The sequence below is a fragment of the Chromatiaceae bacterium genome (genome assembly GCA_024235395.1).
Lineage (GTDB): Bacteria > Pseudomonadota > Gammaproteobacteria > Chromatiales > Chromatiaceae > Thiosocius.
The window spans coordinates 385,507-405,103 of the sequence record JACKMK010000003.1 but is presented as its reverse complement, the minus strand read 5'-3'; the positions used below and the strand labels follow the sequence as shown (position 1 = coordinate 405,103).

General features: G+C 59.7%; 14 protein-coding genes. 8 read left to right on the top strand and 6 right to left on the bottom strand.

The annotated features are described in order from the left end of the window. Positions 1 to 3 precede the first annotated feature (3 nt). From H6955_15200 to H6955_15185, 4 genes are all read left to right on the top strand, one after another. Complete coding sequence (locus H6955_15200; protein ID MCP5314903.1) at positions 4 to 1,059, top strand: hypothetical protein; 1,056 nt, start codon at positions 4 to 6, stop codon at positions 1,057 to 1,059. Then, positions 1,056 to 3,788, top strand: coding sequence for an ATP-binding protein (locus tag H6955_15195; protein ID MCP5314902.1), 2,733 nt, complete (start codon positions 1,056 to 1,058; stop codon positions 3,786 to 3,788). The genes H6955_15200 and H6955_15195 overlap by 4 nt, the downstream gene beginning before the upstream one ends. Positions 3,789 to 3,800: 12 nt before the next feature. Next, positions 3,801 to 4,832, top strand: a complete 1,032-nt coding sequence (locus tag H6955_15190) for a trypsin-like peptidase domain-containing protein (protein MCP5314901.1) — start codon at positions 3,801 to 3,803, stop codon at positions 4,830 to 4,832. Positions 4,833 to 5,743: 911 nt separating this feature from the next. Continuing rightward, a complete protein-coding gene (locus tag H6955_15185; GenBank protein ID MCP5314900.1) occupies positions 5,744 to 6,745 on the top strand; it encodes a cytochrome-c peroxidase in 1,002 nt (333 codons plus the stop codon). A 47-nt stretch (positions 6,746 to 6,792) separates the two neighbouring features. Here H6955_15185 and H6955_15180 read toward each other — a convergent pair whose 3' ends face one another. After that, positions 6,793 to 7,173, bottom strand: coding sequence for a cytochrome c, class I (locus H6955_15180; GenBank protein ID MCP5314899.1), 381 nt, complete (start codon positions 7,171 to 7,173; stop codon positions 6,793 to 6,795). Positions 7,174 to 7,940: 767 nt separating this feature from the next. Beyond that, on the bottom strand, positions 7,941 to 10,439 hold the full coding sequence (locus tag H6955_15175) for a methyl-accepting chemotaxis protein (protein MCP5314898.1): 2,499 nt from the start codon (positions 10,437 to 10,439) through the stop codon (positions 7,941 to 7,943). Between the two features lie 282 nt (positions 10,440 to 10,721). Here H6955_15175 and H6955_15170 point away from each other — a divergent pair, with 282 nt between their 5' ends. Then, positions 10,722 to 11,861: a c-type cytochrome gene (locus tag H6955_15170; GenBank protein MCP5314897.1), complete on the top strand. Its 1,140-nt coding sequence runs from the start codon at positions 10,722 to 10,724 to the stop codon at positions 11,859 to 11,861. A gap of 190 nt (positions 11,862 to 12,051) precedes the next feature. Here H6955_15170 and H6955_15165 read toward each other — a convergent pair whose 3' ends face one another. Beyond that, positions 12,052 to 12,879 (bottom strand): SDR family oxidoreductase, encoded by an 828-nt coding sequence (locus H6955_15165; protein ID MCP5314896.1) that lies wholly within the window; start codon positions 12,877 to 12,879, stop codon positions 12,052 to 12,054. Next, positions 12,857 to 13,885: an alpha/beta hydrolase gene (locus H6955_15160; protein ID MCP5314895.1), complete on the bottom strand. Its 1,029-nt coding sequence runs from the start codon at positions 13,883 to 13,885 to the stop codon at positions 12,857 to 12,859. The genes H6955_15165 and H6955_15160 overlap by 23 nt, the downstream gene beginning before the upstream one ends. A gap of 101 nt (positions 13,886 to 13,986) precedes the next feature. On the opposite strand from H6955_15160, the gene H6955_15155 reads away from it, so the two are divergent. Then, a complete protein-coding gene (locus H6955_15155; protein ID MCP5314894.1) occupies positions 13,987 to 14,352 on the top strand; it encodes a helix-turn-helix transcriptional regulator in 366 nt (121 codons plus the stop codon). Between the two features lie 182 nt (positions 14,353 to 14,534). Here the strand turns inward: H6955_15155 and H6955_15150 are convergent, their stop codons facing one another. Together H6955_15150 and H6955_15145 are read right to left on the bottom strand one after the other, a co-directional pair. After that, a complete protein-coding gene (locus tag H6955_15150; protein ID MCP5314893.1) occupies positions 14,535 to 16,688 on the bottom strand; it encodes an alkaline phosphatase family protein in 2,154 nt (717 codons plus the stop codon). Positions 16,689 to 16,709: 21 nt separating this feature from the next. After that, positions 16,710 to 17,717: a deoxyribonuclease II family protein gene (locus tag H6955_15145; protein ID MCP5314892.1), complete on the bottom strand. Its 1,008-nt coding sequence runs from the start codon at positions 17,715 to 17,717 to the stop codon at positions 16,710 to 16,712. A 349-nt stretch (positions 17,718 to 18,066) separates the two neighbouring features. Here H6955_15145 and H6955_15140 point away from each other — a divergent pair, with 349 nt between their 5' ends. Both H6955_15140 and H6955_15135 read left to right on the top strand, forming a co-directional pair. Next, positions 18,067 to 18,855, top strand: coding sequence for a gamma-glutamylcyclotransferase (locus tag H6955_15140; GenBank protein ID MCP5314891.1), 789 nt, complete (start codon positions 18,067 to 18,069; stop codon positions 18,853 to 18,855). 17 nt (positions 18,856 to 18,872) lie between these two features. Next, positions 18,873 to 19,586 carry a hypothetical protein gene (locus H6955_15135; protein ID MCP5314890.1) on the top strand — a complete coding sequence of 238 codons (714 nt, stop codon included), beginning with the start codon at positions 18,873 to 18,875 and terminating at the stop codon, positions 19,584 to 19,586. The last annotated feature ends 11 nt before the right edge of the window (positions 19,587 to 19,597 follow it).

Sequence of the window (19,597 nt, the reverse complement as noted above, 5' to 3'; positions counted from 1 at the left end):
GCTATGGCGGTGATCACCCGGGCCGAGCGTATGACCATCAAGGATCGTCTCATGGCGATCGGTTCGGCCAATCTGGCTTTAGTTTTTGGCGACGTCACCGGCGAAGATGCCGTCTGGACGCTGAGCCAGCCAGTCGCTGTCGTGGTGGTGCATCTGATTGGGCGTCTCAACGAGGAGTCGTCGATGGCGACTGCGGCATGTGATGCGCTGGTGAAGATGACCCCAAACGCCGATGAAAATTCCGCGCTAAAGGCGATCGCCGACCGTCTGAGGGAACAGACTGCGCAGGCCACTGCGAATCCGGTGCAGGAGCTCTGGATCGGGGCGGAGCCGATGGTCGACCGCTCCGGACTTCGGGCGCTGCTGACCGAGATTGCGAATGGCTATCATCACGGCGTGATCTATATCGCCGGCGGCCCAATGTCCGGGCGCAGCCACAGTTTCCAATTAATCCGGCACGTGGCGCGCAGCCAGAATGTGCAGCTGCACAAGGTCGATTTCACGCTCGAGACGGAATCACGCACCCTCGGTCATCTCTACGGCGGGCTGAAGCAGGCCTACGCGATCGGCGCCGCCGACGAACCGACACACGAGGGAGCGACTCCCGGCGATGTGGCGGCCAAGTTCGCAGCCTATCTGCGTGCACACCTCGCCGCGGCGCCGCTCATTCTCCCTAAGCCTTGGTTGGTGATCGACTTCTCTGACGAGGTGCCGGACCCAGCAGTACCAGAATTCATCAAGATGTTCTGCGCGGACCGCGACGCCAACCAATTCGATAATTGCGTGGTCTTCGTCTTGGGACCGACCGCACATCGAGACTCGATGCGCAGCGATTTACCAAACATGCAGGTCGAAGATCTCGGACAGGTGACGCAGACCGAGGTCTTCGAAGTTGCCTCGGCGCTGAACGAACGTGGGAGACAACCGCTCGGGACCGCCGCACTCAGCGCGCGTGCGACAAACATATACGATGCCGTGATTCATTTGCCCGACGATGCCCGCTTTCCCGAACTGCGTCGGAAGCTGCTCGAACTCCGGGCCGAGGTGCGTGCGCCATGAACTCGCCGCTCGAAAACGATCTCGATCTCGCCACGCTATCTGCGCCGGTCCGCGAACTGGTGCTGGCGGCCGCCGTGCGCGAACGCTTTCGGCCAAGCCAGCTTATGGCCGACTGGTTGACGCGTCAGGGTGGCAATCTGCCCGAACCGGAGCTGCAGGCAGCCATCGATGTTACCTTGTCTTTGGGGGCACTTGGCGGCGGAGGGGAACGGCCCGAAGGAACAGTGCTTCCGCTTCCACTACGCCGTGAACTCCTTGTGCAAGCCGGCCTATCCGAGATTAGGGCGACTCTGGCCCGTGAAGGACCGAACACGCTGGCCGAACGACGCTTCGCCGATCTCGTTGCTGGCCAGGTGCCCGACACCAGCGCGATGGGCCGGGTTGACCTGATGGCGTTGGCCAGTGCCGCCACTTGGATCAAAGATCTGGACGGTGCGCCACAGATTGATCCCAATTTCATCGCCAAGCGCATCTCCGATCAGGCATTCGTCGAACGCATCGGCGGTCCAGACATCGACAATTTCGTCGGTCGCGAGAATCTTCTGAGCGCGCTGCAGCGGCTGTGGAGGGTCAAGCCCCGCCCGACCGTGCTCATCGAAGGTCCTGGCGGCATTGGCAAATCGATCGCGGTGGCGCGGTTCTTTCAACAGCTTCTGACCGACGGCGATACGCAGACTCGGCCCGACGCAATCCTGCACCTCGATTTTGACCTTCCAAAGATGCAGCGCGCCACGGCGCTCGATATGGCCATTGAGATCGTGCGCCAGTTGGCCCTGCATTGGTCGTCCGAGACCAACAGTCGGCTTGCCACGATGTTGCGGGCGTTGGGACGCTCGGACAGCACCCGCTTCAAGGTGCAGTCCGTTTCCAGTCGCGACTACCGCATGCGCTCGACCCCACAAGAGATCCTTGACGAGGCACTTGACTTGTTCAGCGAAGGCCGCCCGCGACGGCTGCGATTGATCCTTTTTGCCGACAGTTTCGAACGCGCCGAAATGCTCGACGAGACAACGGCGACTAACGTCACGCGCGTCGTCGACGCTCTGCGCGATACTGGTGCTGATCTGATGGTGATTTATGCCGCACGCGCCTTCGGACAACCTAGCCGGTTGGCTGAAGGCGCGCGCCTAGCGCATCAGAGCGTTTCGCGATTTTCGCAGGCCGAGGCGGTGGACTACCTGACCACCAAAGCCCGCCAGCGCGGCGTCAGGCTGACCCGAAAAATGGCAGCCCGTGCCAATCGCTCTATCAAGGGCTGGCCACTCTATCTGCGCATTGCTGTGTCCATGCTGCGCAGCTCACACGACAACTTCGACCCGACCGACTGGCTGGAGCAAATCGAACGCGGCGGACGCTCGGCGCAGGCGACACTCTACGAACGCCTGTTGGACCGACTACAGGACAAGAACCTGCGCCGGCTCGCCAAGCCGGGCCTGCTGGTGCGTCGAATCACCCGCGATGTGATTGAGCGCGTGCTGGCCGGGCCTTGTGATCTGCCCCCAGAGGTCGATGTAGACCAGCTAATGCAAAAGGCCGAACACGAAGGCCAGTTGTTCTCGCGTGACAGCTCCGACCCCGGTGCGTTGTGGCACCGTCAGGACCTGCGCGAGATCATGTTACCGGTCATGCGCCTTGAGGTTTCTGCGAACGTCGCCCGGGAGATCCACGATGCTGCGGTCGCTTACTATGCCCACGGCGACGACGACATCGCCCGCGCAGAAGAGCTTTATCACCGCTTGTGTCGGGGCGACGAACGTGAAACGGTGGCTAACCGCTGGCGCGCATCGGCCGGACAGCGCCTGGTAGGTTCGCTCGCTGAAATGCCTCCCCCCGCGGCCGCATCACTGCGCCTGCTCCTGGGCGGCGGGCGCAGTGACGCAGTCGGCGGCGGCATTGACGAATTGCGCGCGGTCGCCAAAAACCGCCTGTCAGAAGGCGTGACCGACCTGTCCGACATCTTCGAGCAAGCCAGAGCCCCGCAAAGCCTGCAATCGCTGCTAGGTGACGTCCATGCCGAGTTGCTAATTCGGAAGGGCCATTTTGACGAACTGTTAGCAGAGGCCGAACTGATTCCCGGCGCCAACGACCTCCCAGGGTCGATCAGGGCTCGTATCGCGATCTCTGCGGCCAGCGTGGCCGAAGGGATGGCCGAGCTAGATCGCGCACTGAGGTTCTGGCGCCTCGCCTATCGCTTTTCCGATCATCTCGCCGCACTGGAGCGGCTGACATTGCGCATCGCGTTGGCTCGTCTACCGCGTAGGCTCGGCAGCGGTGCTCGGGCCCGCCATGCCCATGTGCTGGCCGCCTGTGATCTGCTTGTCGCCGAGTATCAGGAGGTGGCGTCACACCACGTCACCAAGCTCGAATCGGTGGCCGAGCTATCCGAAGTTCTTCAGCCAGTCCGAGACTGGCAAAAACGTGTAAACCCCGCAGTGCGCAGCCACCTTCTCAATCTATTCCGCGACCTTCGCCCAATGTTCCCAAGTGCGATGGAAAACCATGCCCGGCGCGAGGAACTGGCAGGCATGCTCGGGCTGCAGGCAACCGATGTGCATGGGCCGGCCGACCTCGACAGTCGGATGTCTAGCGCTTTCAATAGTGCCGACCGCGACCTGCACGACCGCGCACTGGCCGCTCTTCGGAGCGAAGTCGATGTCGCCTTTGCAATTGCAGTCGGCCGCGGCCCCTCGGGCACCAGAAGCGTTGCCCCTCATCTCCTGAGATATTGACGGCCCCGCCCAATGGCCAACCGCCGAAAACTGCTGCGTGATCTCCTGCTGACTCTGTTCCGAAGCAATGACGACCTCTACGCTGCTATCGACTCACTCGATTATGCCCAGATGCCGATGCTTTTGGCCGGCCTGCCGGGGGCGAATTCCAGCCGAATCGCATTCACCATCACCGCCGTCGAGCAGCTCGAGGCTCACGGGCTCGTGACGGCGCCGTTCTTCCAGGCCTTGACTGTCCGCTACCCGGCGCGAGCCGCGTTGATCGATTCGGTGCACCGCTCCTGGACGGGTGCTGGCGTGGCTGAAGAGGGCGATTTTGCCCCTGCACCCGACGCCGATGCCACGGAAGTGAGCGCCGCACATGTCGCCACCCACGAAAAAATAATGGGCGAGCGGCCCACCTTTCTCGATGTGGCTTATCTCAAGCACGGATACGAGACCGCCCGGAGCGTAGTCAAACTGCGCATGCGATTCGCCGGAGGCTGGTACTCCGGAACCGGCTTCTTGATCTCTTCCACCCAACTGTTGACCGTGCATCACAACTTCCAACAGCCCTCTGGCGAGACGGCACAAGAAATCACTGCCTTGTTCGACTACGAGAGAGCCATCGATGGGCCCGAGGCCGAGGGCACGCCGGTGCCCTGCAAACTTGACAGCATCCACGGCGAGGCGGCTGACGATTGGGCAGTGATCGAGCTGGCCGAACCGCGCCCAGACCGCCCGCCTGCCCATTTGTCTGACGAGCCTGTTAGAGCCGAGGACCGAGTAGCGATCATCCAACACCCCAACGGCATGGCAAAACAGGTGGCGATGCACAACAACCTGGTAACCTTTGCCGACGACAAACGCGTGCAGTATCTGACCGATACCCTCCCTGGCTCGTCCGGTGCTCCTGTGTTCGATATGCGTTGGCGCGTGGTGGCCCTACACCATGCCGGAGGCGACTTACTGCTGCCGGGCACCAAGCAATTAGTCTACCGCAACCAGGGCAGCGCGATCGCCCGAGTACGGGCACGCATGGCCGCACATGGCATCGTAGTTTGACAATCCGAGACCGAGTCTGTGTGTTGGCCATCGATAAATGTGTGCGCAAGGATCTCAAGCGCACTTTGCCGCGGGGCTGTTTGCGCATCGTAAATTCTCGGCGCGTCTCGTGACGGACTTTCCCTCGATACTGTAGTTGAGAAAAATCAGTGGCTTACATGTATGGTTCGTGACGGACTTTATTCCCTCACAACACCGGTTGTTCTGAGGGAACAAAGTCCGTCGGGGATCGCGCGTCCCGATGGAAAGTCCGTTGGGGTCGTTGGGGCCACTTTGCGACCGAAGCGGCAACTCAGCTTACGCTCGGTCACCGCTTGGTGTTCGACCGAGGCCGCCATTGATCACTCCACGCGGTTTCGACTGCAGTGGGCTGGGTACTGGTAGTTGAGCGGGGACAGCTAAAGGAAAGTCTGCTTTGCCATCGTGCAAACGGCGGCAACTCGACCTGAACAGACCCTAGGGTCAGACATTCGACAGACTGCTTTGGATAAGGACCGAATACTCAATCCCCACACGTGACGTGGCTCGCTTCCAGCGAGTACGGCCAACCCGGGCACCGATGCGCGCGGACGCGCGCAGTTTCGGCAGCAGCTCTAGGCTTACCGGCGATTGGGGTGCATCCATCTCCCCAGCGGTAAATACCCTGAAATCATCGACACGGTCGTCCGCGTACGAAGTCGATCCAGCTGACCTGCTTTCCCCTGCGGAACTCTCTCGCCGCCACGGTGCAAAAAGCCCCGACGAATTGACGTATGTCAGTGATTTAGATTTAGACTTAGGCTAAAAATAACCCTGCTTTACATCCAGGAAATCGGTCGCGGCTTGTGAGCAGCGTGCCGCATGGACAACCCGCTCACCCACGGCGGGGTTGTACAGGCCGGAATACATGTTTTTCTACTCGAGGGAACTCTATGAATCCGTTGAAGCGTGCAATCTCGATTAGCCTGATCGGCGCTGCGACCCTGGGCGGCGGCGCTGCCTTGGCCGAAGAACCGATTACCCCGATCCGCCCGGCACAGGAAATCAACCTGGCCCAAGCGGAGCTGGGCAAAAAACTGTACTTCGACCCGCGGTTATCCAAATCCGGCTTCATCTCCTGCAACTCCTGTCACAACCTGAGCATGGGCGGTACCGACAACCTCAAAACCTCGATCGGTGACCACTGGCAGCAGGGCCCCATCAATGCCCCCACCGTCCTCAACTCCAGTCTCAACGTGGCGCAGTTCTGGGACGGCCGTGCGGCTGACTTGAAAGCACAGGCCGGTGGACCCATTGCCAATCCCGGCGAGATGGCTTTCACTCACACCTTGGCGGTGCAGCTGTTGAAGTCGATCCCGGGTTACGTGAACGAGTTCAAGCTGGTCTTCGGCAGTGATGACGTAGATATCGATATGGTCACCGATGCCATCGCAGAATTCGAGAAGACGCTGGTGACCCCGAACTCTCCCTTCGACAAATGGTTGCTGGGTGACAAGGATGCGCTGACCGCCGATGAGCAGGCCGGCTACAAGCTGTTCAAGGACAGCGGCTGCACCGCCTGCCACAACGGTTCTGCGGCGGGTGGAAATACCTTCCAGAAGATGGGTATCGTCGAGCCGTACAAGAGCACCAGCCCAGCTGAAGGCCTGGTGGCTGTGACCGGTAAAGATGCAGACCGCTTCAAGTTCAAGGTACCGACCTTGCGCAACGTGGAAATGACCTACCCCTACTTCCACGACGGTGAGGCCGAGACACTCACCGAGGCTGTCGACATCATGGGCCGCCTGCAGCTCGGCAAGAAGTTCACCGACCAGGAGAATGCCCAGATCGTGGCCTTCCTCAAGTCCATGACGGGCGATCAGCCGAGTTTTGCACTGCCGATACTGCCGCCGTCTTCCGAGAAGACCCCACTGCCGAATCCGTGGGCGAAATAATCTACAGGCAGTGGTGAAACAGAAAGGCCGGTGAAAACCGGCCTTTCTCATTTGCCGTCCGACGTACCGCCCGGTAGTGGATTGCTTGCATAGAACTCAGCCAAGGCCAGCAGATCACCGTCAGAAAGCTTTTCCAATCGCTCCTGCATGATGGGCGGCCTCGGCAGATCTTTCGAAGATCCCCGGTAGTCGATCATCTGGTAGTAGAGGTAGCCCTTCGCCTGCCCCGCTATCGGTGGCGTATCCCTGTCCTGAAAATGGCCGTTCTGTTCGTGGCACTTCTCGCAATACTTGTCATGCAGCACCTTTCCCTGCTTCGCCAGTTCCTCGTCGAATGCGCCCTGCACCCCGGTCCAAGGCGTACTGCCGAAGTGCAGCGCCATGCGCTGCAGTTGGCCGCTTCTGTAACCCTTGGCAATCCGCCCCATGATTGTCGAGGGGCGCCGATCTTTTCTGAAGGCCTGCATGGCGGCGTAGAAATATGCGAAATTCAGGCCCCGTATGCTGGGCATGTGTGTCGACTGACTGTTCCCATCAGTGCCATGACAACCGGCGCAGGAGGAATACAGAGAATCTGAATGCGAAGTCCCGGGTAGCAGCAAACCGACGCTCAACAGGATTTGAAACGCCTGCCTGTGTATCGCTCCGAGCAACGTGATTCTCCCCGTCTGCTTGAATGGCTTGGTGGATCCGGGTCGGCCGCGGATTGACCCAAGAATACTCCTTTTGTCCTCTCGTCATTAGATCGCATCGGCGCGCGTGTTCTCCATGGAGGCGGTGGGCAGGCCATCCGTTGGCAACCTGTCCGGCGAAAGTCTTTGTGAAGAATCCACCAAGCAGATATCGAGTAGATGGACGACCTTGGCCCGCTTGCAGCGGCTGGGTGGCAGTTTCTATCGCTTGTAGTCCAGGTCCGCCTTCGCAAGGCGTTTGGAGTGAGTGCCGAGCGCTGAAGTGTCAGGCCCGATCATGGCAAGCCGCCCAGTCACGACTCGCGCGTACTGACGCCGGTATGAGGCTGTGTGCAACCGCTTTCTTGTCCGCTGCGTGACGCTGAATATCCAGGAAACCCGGGAGGTTCAGGGGCGGCCTGAGTTTGACAGGACACGCGGACCAATGTCTCCGTGATCCGTGGGTAGCGATGGTATCGAACCCAACATGTGCTGACGACCACCTCGGACCCGAGAATACCCGGTCAACTGCCGCCTCCGCCGTGGTACACAGGATGTTGGTTGAAGTACTCGAAGCATGCTTCGAGGCAGCCGCGTTGATCCGCGCCGATCGAAAGAAACTCGACACCGTAGTAAATACCTTCCAGATCGACCGTGCGGCGCCAGACGATGCGTCCCTCAATCGCAATCGGTTTACCGCAGACGCGCTGGTGCTGATCGTCGAGCGGCGTCATTATCCTCATCGTCATTAGATCGCCTTCGCGGTACTGGAGCGGGATCGGCACTCGCAAGCGTATCCCTGTCAGACTCATATCGGCCGTCAATGCCTCGCGTTGCACGCCGTGGTCATCGACATGCACCAGGAGGTGGTTCGGGTAGCGTGGCACATGCCGATGCTCGTTGAGCTCGGCCATCGAGATCTGCGACTTGTCGAAGTGGAAGTGGTGGAGCAGTTTGCGTAGCCGTTCCGTGACCTGATAGAGGTCGTTGCTGATCGCTCCGGTGGTGTGCACTTTGAGCGCGTTTTTCCGCAAGACCTCGATCAACTCACCAATGCTGTTGTGTAGCGCCTGCACCTTTTCCTTCTGTTCTTCGCTGACCACGGATATCTGATGAGCCGCACTGGTATTTGCATCGATCACCCTGCCGATGTTGTCGATTGCGATACTGCTGTCCTGCGCACGTTCCACGCTTGCACGCGTTCGTTCCCCGACGCGTTGCATGGCGTGAATATTCTCCGCGACGAGGTTGTTCAGGTCTTCGATTATTCCCGATATTTCATTGGTCGCTGCAGCCGCGTGTGTCGCCAACTTGCGCACCTCGTCGGCGACAACGGCGAAGCCGCGGCCGGACTCACCGGCCCGTGCGGCCTCGATCGCAGCGTTGAGTGCCAGCATGCTGGTCTTGCCGGTGATCTCGGAAATCGTCTTGACGATGGCTTGAATCTGTTTATTGGCCAAGTCCAACTTGCCGATCTTCTCTTCCGCGACAACCACGTCTGCGAGCACAGTCTGCAACTCGGCAATATTGTTTTGCACAGCAGTGGTGCCTACTTTCGCCGTTTCATGGGCCTCGTCGGCACGCGTACGGACATTGTTGGATATTTCCTGTACCAGTTGCATCGTACTAGCGAGCGCCGACATGGCTTCGGCGACCACTTCGGAGTGCTGCTTCTCATGCTCCGAGACCTCGACGATCTCCTTTGATATGTCGCGGATCTGGTAGGACGACTGCGCGATCTGCTTGCTCTCGAATTCGATTGCCCGCATGTGCCCGGAGAGGTCATCGACCATCGCCTGCATGCTTCCCAAGACGCTCGACGGGGGATACCCGGAGCCGATGTCAAAATTGAGATCACCGCTACTCACGGCCTGAACGACCTTGGAAACCTGTTCGGTGCCTCCCCCGAGCCGGGTCCGTATCCGATTGAGGAGCGTCGATGCGACTGCCGCTGCGATCAGCGATGCGACGACGACGATGACGAGTATGAGGAATGTCAGGTCATGCTCGGCAAGCGCTTCAGTGATCATCGCATCTGGCAGGTAGTAGGTAAGCTCCCAGGGTGCATCGCTGGGGACTTCGACCCGAACCCGGAACACATTGCGGCCCTCGACGCCCTGCGCGATCAGATCGCGAAGATCTGTGTGCCGCCGATCGAATATCTCAATCCCATAATGCTCGTTGCTGAGGACGAAGCGAGCAGGTGCGGGCAACTGCCAGTCGGCCTTTCGCTGTTCCGCCAGGTCCTGTTGCGTGATCGGCACGAACGGGACACCCATCAACAGCGCCTCGAACACGTTGCCGCGCACTATCGCCGAGATCACTCCCCGAAATGCGCCGCCCTGGTCGTAGAAGGGTACTGAGTACAGGATGCCGTAACTGTCCTTGACGTTATCCCTGGACTCCGACCGGTACTGCGAATTGTCACAGGTGCGCATAAGTGGCGAGGCGAAGGCCGGTATGTCGTCGATCGCTTCAAAATCGAACCGCGGGTGGGCGGCACGGATCGCCGCGGTCTGACGTGGAAAGTAGTCGTATTCTTCCTCCTCCGCTTCCTCGGGAAAATCAGCGGGCTTGGGTGCTTCCGCCTCGTCGGAGACACCATCGCCGAAGACCAGGGTGTCGATCATGAAGAACGGAGTCTCGCCTTTGCTTGCATCGAGTCCGTCGATCACTGCATAGACCTCGGAAACATTTACTCGCGCGGCGAGGTTATTGTAGATCTGCTGCACAGTGGCCATCGCGTCGACGCTGAATCGGCCGCTGGCGATGATGTCCTCCTCTTCCCCTTGCCGGTTGCCTCCCGGGATCGCTTTGACGCTGGGTAGCAGCGTGACGGTTCGCAGGTTCTCGTAGACGCTGGTCAGAGCGGTCTCGACCCCTTCGCGCTTTTCGTTGACGACCACGAGCTGGTCATCGATGAAGCGTTGAGTGAGGGCCTCCCGCTCATGAACATGCCAATGCAGCAGATACGAAAACACGATACCGAACCCGGCGACGATGAGAAGCAGTTCTTTGTTCACTAGATTGCGCATCCAAGACATGGTTTGGTCTCACAGAAGTGTGTAGGGCGCGTGTTTGCTGCTGTGGGCGCCGGCCGCATGCACCTGCTTCATCGGCATGCATCCGATAGACCTAAGCTTTTGGGCGGGTTTGCGGTAGGGCGCCTCAAGCGGGCGCCGGACGTTGCAGTTTGCAGCCAGACGTGAGCCATCTTTTCTCAATATTGAGAATGCGTGCTGCCCTGGTTGCCAGTACCGAACGTCTACACTCGTCGAACACGACAATAACAAAGGAGCCACACCATGCGCCTTCCAGGTATGCCTTCGGTCGAGATCGTGTTTGCCGCACTACTGCTCTCTTCCGCGTCTATCGCTGCATCCGCGGCCAACCTCGCCAACGGTGAACGTATCAACGGTGTCTGTGCCTTCTGCCACGGCATGTTCGGACAGGGTACGCCCAGCATGCTGGCGCCCCGGTTGGCAGACCTGCCTGAATGGTATCTGCGTAAAGCAATTGGCGATTTCAAGAATCACGTTCGAATGGATCCGTTGATGATGCGCACCACCGGCATGGACAAGATGAGTGAGAGCGATATCGAAGACATCTCTGCGTACCTGTCAACGATAGGACTGAGCCAGGACCCGGCGTTCAACATCGAGATGCGAACGGGTTCCGTGGAGGCCGGTGAGGACCTCTTCATGGACGACTGCAAGACCTGTCACGGCAAGGACGGCTTTGGAATAGAGCGTAAGGACGCCCCTCCTCTGGCTGGCCAGCAACATGAATACCTTCAGTCGACGATCGAGCTTTTCAAGGAGAGAAAGCGTCATCACGACAATGATCCCGAAGATGAAACCTTCGACGACTACTCGCCGCAGGATCTGACGGATATCCTCGCCTTCGTCGCAACACTGGATAATCAGCGCTTCAAGCCCGGCTTCCGCTTTGAACCTGCGGTGGCGCGGAAAAAGCCCACTCCGGAAGCGGATCGCCCCACAGCGTTCGACAATTCGGTGATGCAGATCGTCGATATCCGCCAGACGATGGCGAAGATGCCGATCTCGTCAACCGTCACCGTCGACGAAGCAATCAGTGCCATGAGGTCTCGCGCTTACGATCTCAACCTGCGCGTTGTCGGGGAACAGCACATTTCCAGTGAGCAGCGGTCACGCGGAATCAACGCCCGTTACCTGACCGTGCTGCAGTTCTGCTCCCCTTCGGATTCGCATACGCTGATCAATGCGAACCCGATCTTTGCAGGATACATGCCGTGCCGCATCGCGATCGTCGAGGACGCCCAGAGCAAGCTGTGGCTGGTGATGTTCAATCTCGACATCATGGTCGACAGCTCGCTGCTACCACCGGACGTGGTCGAGACCGCAGTCAGAATCAACCGAAGCATGCTGTCTATCATGGCGTCCGGTGCCACAGGCGAGTTCTGACGATAACGCTTGAGGCCGGAGAGAGAAGGGAACAGAGACAGCGCCGGCATCGACACCAATCCAGATGGTGTCGGTTGCCTCGTTCGATCGACTTTGCAGGGTTCCGCCGTACGTGGAGAGCATCCGGACTCTGGCCATCACATCGAGCCATGCGATGGCTTGTTCTTGTATCAACCGGAGACGTCTCAGATCATCGGACAAGACTGGAACCGCGAGTCTTTTTCCTCGACAGAAACGCGAATACCTCGAAAGCAATGTGGCGAGGATGCAGTTCGCCAAGAAACGCCAGCAATCGGTTGAACATGCCCGGGATAGCCGATGCTTTTCCGCCCTGGCATGCCCGATAGGCCACTTCGGCAATCTGCTTGACGGACGGACCTTTGGAAGCCTGATAGGCCCGCATATCGGCGGTGTCTGCCGTTTGTACAAAATCCGTTGCCGTAGCGCCGGGCGAGACGACAGTCGCAGCAACTCCGGAACCCTTCAGTTCATGCGACAAACCTTTACTGAATGAACGCACAAAGTGTTTGCTGGCCACATAGGCCGACCAGTTGGGGGCACCGGCGAAATAGGCCACGATCGAGCCAATGTTCAGGATGCGTCCGCGCTTGCGTTCCAGCATCGGCTGCAGAAACAGATGGGTAAGTTGCGCCAATGCAAGCATGTTGAGCTTGAGCATCTTCGTCATGCGCCGATAGTCGCCCTTGGCGAAGTCCCCGCTCATGCCCACGCCTGCGTCGTTGACCAGGATATCGACGGAGGCACCGGACTGTGCCACCTGTTCGAACAACCTTTGAGGCGCATTGCCCTCGGCCAGGTCCATCGCGAAGACGGTGACCTTCACCTTGTTCTTGCGCTGGATGCCCCTGGCTGCGCGATCGAGTTCTTCCCGGCCGCGGGCCACCAGTATCAGGTCATGTCCATGGCTGGCGAACTCTTCCGCGATGGCGAGCCCTATACCCTTGGAACCGCCCGTAACCAGGACGGTTGCGTTATCAATCGACTGCATGGTGTTCACCTGTTTGTCGTGAAGGGATCTTTGCGGGTGGTGGAAAGTCCCGCAGCAGTGCTGCTACGGCCACGGGTTTGTCGACCTGTACAAAGTGCCCGGCATTGTCGAGCAGGTGCAGTTCGGACTGTGGGAACAACGCATGCAGGTCCTTTGCGACACCCGGGTTGAGATAAGGGTCGTCGTTTCCGAAGATGATGCGTACCGGTGTCTTCAGCGTGCCGAGCCGGGTCGCCATGAACCTCCGCCGCTCGATCTCGTCGCGCAGCACCCGATTCAATCCAAAAAAGGCGGGACGAATCTTCAGCGACTGATGGCCAAGCAGCTTCTGAAAAGGCTCCCGCAGTTCCTCGCTACTGATGAACCTGGCCATCTGCTCGTCGTAGCCGTGCAGCCACAAGGCATCGAAATGGCTGGTGGCCCACACACTGAGGTCGCGACGGATGCCCGGCGTGGAAAAACGGGCGATCGCTTCCGGGGCCTTCAGGGTCGGCGAAGGGCCGTAGTAGGTGTTCAACAGCACCAGCCCCGCAGTCTTTTCGGGATTGTCCAGCGACCAGTCGATTCCCGGTTGGCCGGATGCGTCATGTACGACGAGCACCACCTGCGTCAGTCCGAAATGGGCGATCACCGCCTCCAGGTCACGGCGCAGGCTGGCCACGTCGTAGCGGTGTCCCGAGGGCTTGTCCGAATCCCCCCAGCCGAGAAAATCGAACGTGATGACATGACGATCTGGTGCGAGCCACGGCACCAGCCGGTCATAGAGGTGCATGCTGTCCGGAAAGCCATGCAGCATCACCAACGTCGGTTTCCGGGTCTTCCCGCCGTATTCGCGGACGTGGAGCATGAAGCTGCCGCGCCGCACACTGTGGGTGGTGAAATCCACTTTTGCGCGGTACGCCTCGTCGTACGAATTGAAGAAGCCGCTGCGGTCGACCGTTGCACAACCCTGCAGCAGCAGTGCTGCGGCAAGCAGGCAGGCGACAATCCAGGCCCCGGGTGTCGTCCGGATCATATTCGTCTTCCTTGCCAGTCACTTGCGTATTGCAAGTGACCAGAGCATAGAGTGGTCACTTGTGAATAGCAAGTGACCAGGCGGCATGCTAGCCTCGAACCATGGCAAAAAACCGCGACAAGGCCTCTGAGTTCAACAGGTCGCCATGCCCGGTCGCATCGGGATTGGACATTTTCGGCGACAAGTGGACCCTGTTGGTGGTGAGGGACCTGTTTGCCGGCAAGAAGACCTACAGTGAGTTTCAGGAGTCGCCGGAGAAGATCCCCACCAATATCCTGGCAGATCGGCTGCGGCGGTTGGTCGAATACGAGATTGTCGAAAAGAGGCCCTACCAGATGCATCCCGTGCGCTTCGAGTACGCCCTTACCGCGAAGGGTAGAGACCTGGGGCCGGTGTTGAAAGCCATGGTCCACTGGGGTGAAAAACATCTACCCGGCAGCAGGGCGCTGATGAAGCCGGTCAGGTAGAGCTGAAACGCGGGAAGGATCGCCTCACGGGCGACTGGATGGACCTGTCGTCGTATCGGACCCCCTGAACCTGGACCGGACATGACGGTGGTGGTTGGGCGGCTTTTCGCCGAAACCGGCGGTCTTTGACCGGCTCCAGCCAGGCCGACCGGCAATGTGCCGGTCGCCTACATGCGTCGAAGCTACTCCCTGGGGAACGACTTGTCGTACGGCGGCGAAAAGGTCGGTGCATCCGTTCTCGGCGTCGTGGCCTGAAGGATCTTCTCGAAAGTTGGTGCGAGAGCTATGCGATCGCCGAGGCCCCAGAGGTTCTCGGGCACGCCAAACCAGCGAAGGAGTGTCGCGGCGAAGGAGGTCGAGTCGAAGGGCACGTCTCCTTCGGCACGGATGACAGTCTGTGCCTCGATCCAGGGCGAGACCATTACGGTCGGCACTCTGGGGCCCATCACGTCATAGGCGAATCCATCGTTCATATCATTCGGCCAGGGTTTCCTGGCATAGGGTGGTGCGACATGGTCGTAGAGGCCGTTGTTCTTGTCGAAGGTGACGACCAACAGCGTCTGCTCCCAGCCCGGCCCACTCTTGATTGCCTCGTAGATATCGTTCAACGCCCTCTCGGCGGGAACCAGGTCCGCGCCGGGATGGTACGACGTGGCTCCGGACGGCGCGATCCAGACAGGCTCCAGGAAACTGAAGGCCGGCAGGTTGCCGCTGCGGGCATCCTGCTTGAACTGTTCGAGGCCCGCGATGAACGACGTTGGGGCGGCATCGACCGAGGGGATCTGTCCCTTCAGGTAGAGTTGATAGGTGAAGACGAAATCTTCCCAGAGCACCGCGTTGTAGATCTTCCAGTCCGTGATGCCGTGGCTCCAGAGTACCTTCCAGAGGGATTGGCGATGAGGCGCATCGGGCCAGTATTTGTAGGCGTTGCCTCCCTCCCAGGTACCCAGCCGGTTGAACGCGGAACCCGTGACGGAGAATGCGCGGTTGACGTCGGTACCGCCGGGGACCGAGCAGAACCATCGGTCGGAGATCCCGAAACTGCGTGCCAGGCCATTGAGCACCGGCAGTTGCGCCGGGGTGAAAGACTCCATCACCTGGGGATTGGCGTTGTTGAGGATGAAACCGCCCATATCGGGCCTGGCGCGTCCCCAGTAGCCGGGCGGCTCGGCAAACATCTGTTGCAGATTGTCGGTGGTGTCGTGGAAGGGGTCCTGATTGACGGCCATCAGGTCCCAGTCCTCGCTCAGCACGCCGTCTTTGAACTGGCTGACGTGGACCTTGCGCGTTCCGTCCAGATTGAAATTGGCCGTGCTCGCGCCGTCGAAGGGTTCCTGTGAACCGAGGTAGCGGCAGCCCTGGTCTCCGTGTTCATATAACCAGCCGCAGACGTTGTCGAAGGAGCGGCTCTCCAGCATGTAATAAACGACATGCTTGATCTTCGTGCGCATGAACTCGATGGTGCCCGGCACCTCCGCGCCTTGTGCCTGCACGGGTATCCGCGGCTGAAAACCCGTCAGCGACGCATCGACGCCGATCTCGGACGGCAGCCTTCCCTCCCGCACTGGGCCGATAAGGACCTTGGCGTCATCGGGGTCAAAACCCCACAGCCGGAAGCTGCCATCCTCCGGGTTCCAGTCCAGTATGTGGTTGCCGATGGCCGTCAGCCGATGACGTCCGTCTACCTGTGTCCATCGACCCTCCCGGACTGCGGGCAATGAGAGTGGGGGATGCAGTTGGGGGTCGAAGCTCCACAGGCGAAAACGGCTGCCGCCGGGCAAGCGGTCCAGCACGTAATTGCCGATGGGGATCAAGGAGTGGCCTTCTTTGATCAATGCGAAGCCGCCCTGACCCGTATACGGGTGGGGGATGGGATCGGCCTGGCCAGGGTTGTTCGCTTGCGGGTCTAAGTTCCAGAGCTCGAACGTACCCCGGCCCTTGGCCGGGATCATGCTGAGGACGAAACCCGTCATCGGAATGAGGTCCAGTTGCCGGTCCTCGTCGGGATTGGCGCTGTAATAGGCCCGGTAACCCCAGAACTTCTTCTTCTCCCAGAAGCCTTGTTGGAGTGCCTGTCCGTTCAGCGGATCCGAGGCGGTGGCGTCGAACGCCAGGAGCCTGTAGTGATAGCCCGGTTCACCGTCTTGCTGGCAAAGCGGACTCCATTGCAACAGATACCCGCCGATCTGCGCCATGCGATAGCTCGGGTCGAAAGAGGCTTTGGCGCCCGTCTCAACCCGCGTGAGCACGGCTTCCGCGTCCGGATCGACCCGAAAGACACAGTAAGCATCGGTTGTGCGATCTCGGCAGATCAGGAAGTCATTCACACACGTCATATTCGAATGCGCTGTCATGCATCATCTCGATAAAGTGGATTCCGGTTGGACACGCTCTGTATGCAGCTTTGCTTCGGCATCCTTCAAGGCTTCCCATAGGCGGGGTTCCTGAAAACACAGGCTGCCGCCGCCGCGTTTCTCTTGCGATACCATGCGATTGAGATCGGCAACGCACACCCAGGGTTGGGTACTCAACGCGTTCTTCAGGGAAACCGCCCACTTCGCATGATCCTTGGTGTAGGGCCATTCGTAGGTCGACGAAGCGCCCAGTTTGAAACACAGCGTCAGCGTATCTTCGTCAAAATCCGATGAGCGACTGTCATGCAGTGGCGTAACCATGCCACGCCGCCAGGTTTCAACCACCAGATCGGCGTTCAATGCCGGCGAGACCAGATCGAGCCAGAAGTCCTCGCCCCACTTTCTGCTCTTGGCGATGAGCAAGAAATCCAGGCCTCCCCTGGACTTGATGCGAAGCGTCGATGGTTGCTTCGACTCGTCGATTGCAGTGCCGTGAAACAAGCTGGCGAGCGGTTCATCGTTCTGGAGGGTCGACGGCATGCGTGAACTCTCTGTAAGGATCTGCGGGTTCTGCTGACACAACATCTGCCCGGCGATCAGATTCGCCGTTTGATAGTCCGGCAGGGTTACGCAGATGAAGGACTGACCGTAGATGGCCTCGTCTGTGGGCAAGGTGACGTCGCCGAGAGCGGGAAACCGTGGCGTCGAGTGGAGCAGGAAGAGCCCGGAGTCACTACGCCTGTCGAAAGCCAGAATGCCTTTGCAATGACCTTTCTCGGAACTGTTTTCCCGGCTGTCGACGTGCTCGTCGTTGAAGACGATAAACCCCGCGCTGTCCGGCGCATTGAAGACCCCTTTCAGGGTGTGACTCAAGGCCTGGTCGTCCTGGTCCAATCCGACGGGGGATAGAGCCAGGACACCGGAAACGGGATCGAAGTACAGGAAATCGAACCCCTTGTTCGCGGCGGTTCCGGCGTGCTCGGGGGTCTTGTAGATGAACCACCAATCCACGGGTTCGCCCTGCTGATTCCTGGCCCCTATCATTCGGGTCAATCCTTGATACTGAAAATTACTAAGGGGGTCCCGGAGAATCTGTCGATTGGACCCGAGGTGTGCAAGCGCCCCATTTCTTGACTGTCTCGAATGGCCTCAGACCATTCAAATTAGCAAGGCGACACGGCAATTCAAGGGTACATGGCGCACTGCGCACCCCTCGACCGTCGCAGCAAGACAGTCAACCCGGCCGCTGGCTTCGAATGGGCTCCCGACGGAGCCGGTCTACCGTCGACAGCGGGATCAAAGAATGCACCGCTTGGCCGCTAGCTTCCCGGGGACCCACGAAACGGCGGTTGATAGCGGCGTGTTCCGTTACTTTGGCTACGGCTCGAACATGAGCCTCACTGCACTTCGAGCCAAGGGCGTAGAGCCCTTGGCGTCACGGCGTGCCGAGCTGTACGGGTGGCGTCTGCGTTTCAATGTGCAGCATTTCTTTCGCCACGAGGGCGGAGTCGGCAATATCGAACGTTCCGAGGTTCCCGGTGACCGCGTGCTCGGTGTCCTTCATGAATGTCCCGACGATGCGCTTTCGCCCCTCGATGCGATGGAGGCCCTTGGCCACGGCTATGACCGCATCACCGTCGACGTGGAGACGGACGGCGGGCGGGTGTCTGCGTTGACCTACGTCGGTATGCCTGAATTCATCGACGATCGTTGTCTGCCCAGTCGACGGTACCTCAACATTGTTGTCGACGGTGCGCGTCAGGCGGGTCTCGATACTGGCTACCTAGGCGACCTCATGGCTCAAGCAGTCCATCGGACCGACCCATACCCACCGTTCGTGCCGCCGTCGGGAGACCATCCCGTTTTCGACACCGCCGCTCTGGCGCAGTTTCCGGCGTACACCTCGCTCTACGGCGCGGTTTTCGACATGTCCGATGCGCGCCCCCTGCACGAGTACCTGAAAGGTTTCTTCGGCGGCCGCGACATGACGCTGTTCCATCTCAAGCGGTTGGACACGAGTGACGGCACAGAATCGATGGATGACATCCTGCATGGACGCCTCAGCGAGGCCCAGCGAGACTACCTCAATGGCTATCTCAACGAGTACGCCAGGGAGTATCGCTACGTGGGTCGCATCGACTACAGATAAGAACTGAGGATTGAACAATGGATCAATTTCCCCCGGCACTGCCCCACGGAAACCTCGAGGAGGTCTTTCCCGACGTGTATTTCGTCAGCGGTGCGATGGAAACCGTCCTTCACGATCTGGACTGGAAGTTCAGCCGCAACATGACCGTGGTGCGCGATGGCGAACGCCTGGTCGTTATCAACAGCGTGCGCCTGGACGAAGCCGGGTTGGCCGACCTCGATCGCCTCGGCAGGGTGACAGACGTGGTGCGTCTGGGTTCGCTGCACGGCCGGGACGACCCGTTCTATGTGGATCGATACGATGCCGAATATTGGGCAATGCCGGGTATGGAGCATGAGTCCGGGCTCGAAGCGACGCGAACCCTGGCGCCGGATTCGCTGCCCATCCCGAACGCTTCCCTGTTCGAATTCCGCACCACCCAGATCCCCGAGGGCATATTGCGTCTGGACACGGAAGACGGCATTTTGATCGCCTGTGATGCCCTACAGAACTGGCTGGCACCCGACGAATTTTTCTCCGATTCATCCCGGGCGTTGATGCAGCAGATGGGTTTTTTCACGCCGGCCAACCTCGGTCCGGTCTGGGTCCAACGGGCGGCGCCAGACGGAGAAGATTTCATTCGTCTCAAGGCGTTGCCGTTCAAGCATGTGTTGTGCGGCCATGGCGCACCGTTGCGCGACACGGCGCGCGAGGATTTCGCCGCGACGTTCGACCGTATGTTCGGCATCTGACAGCCGTCCAC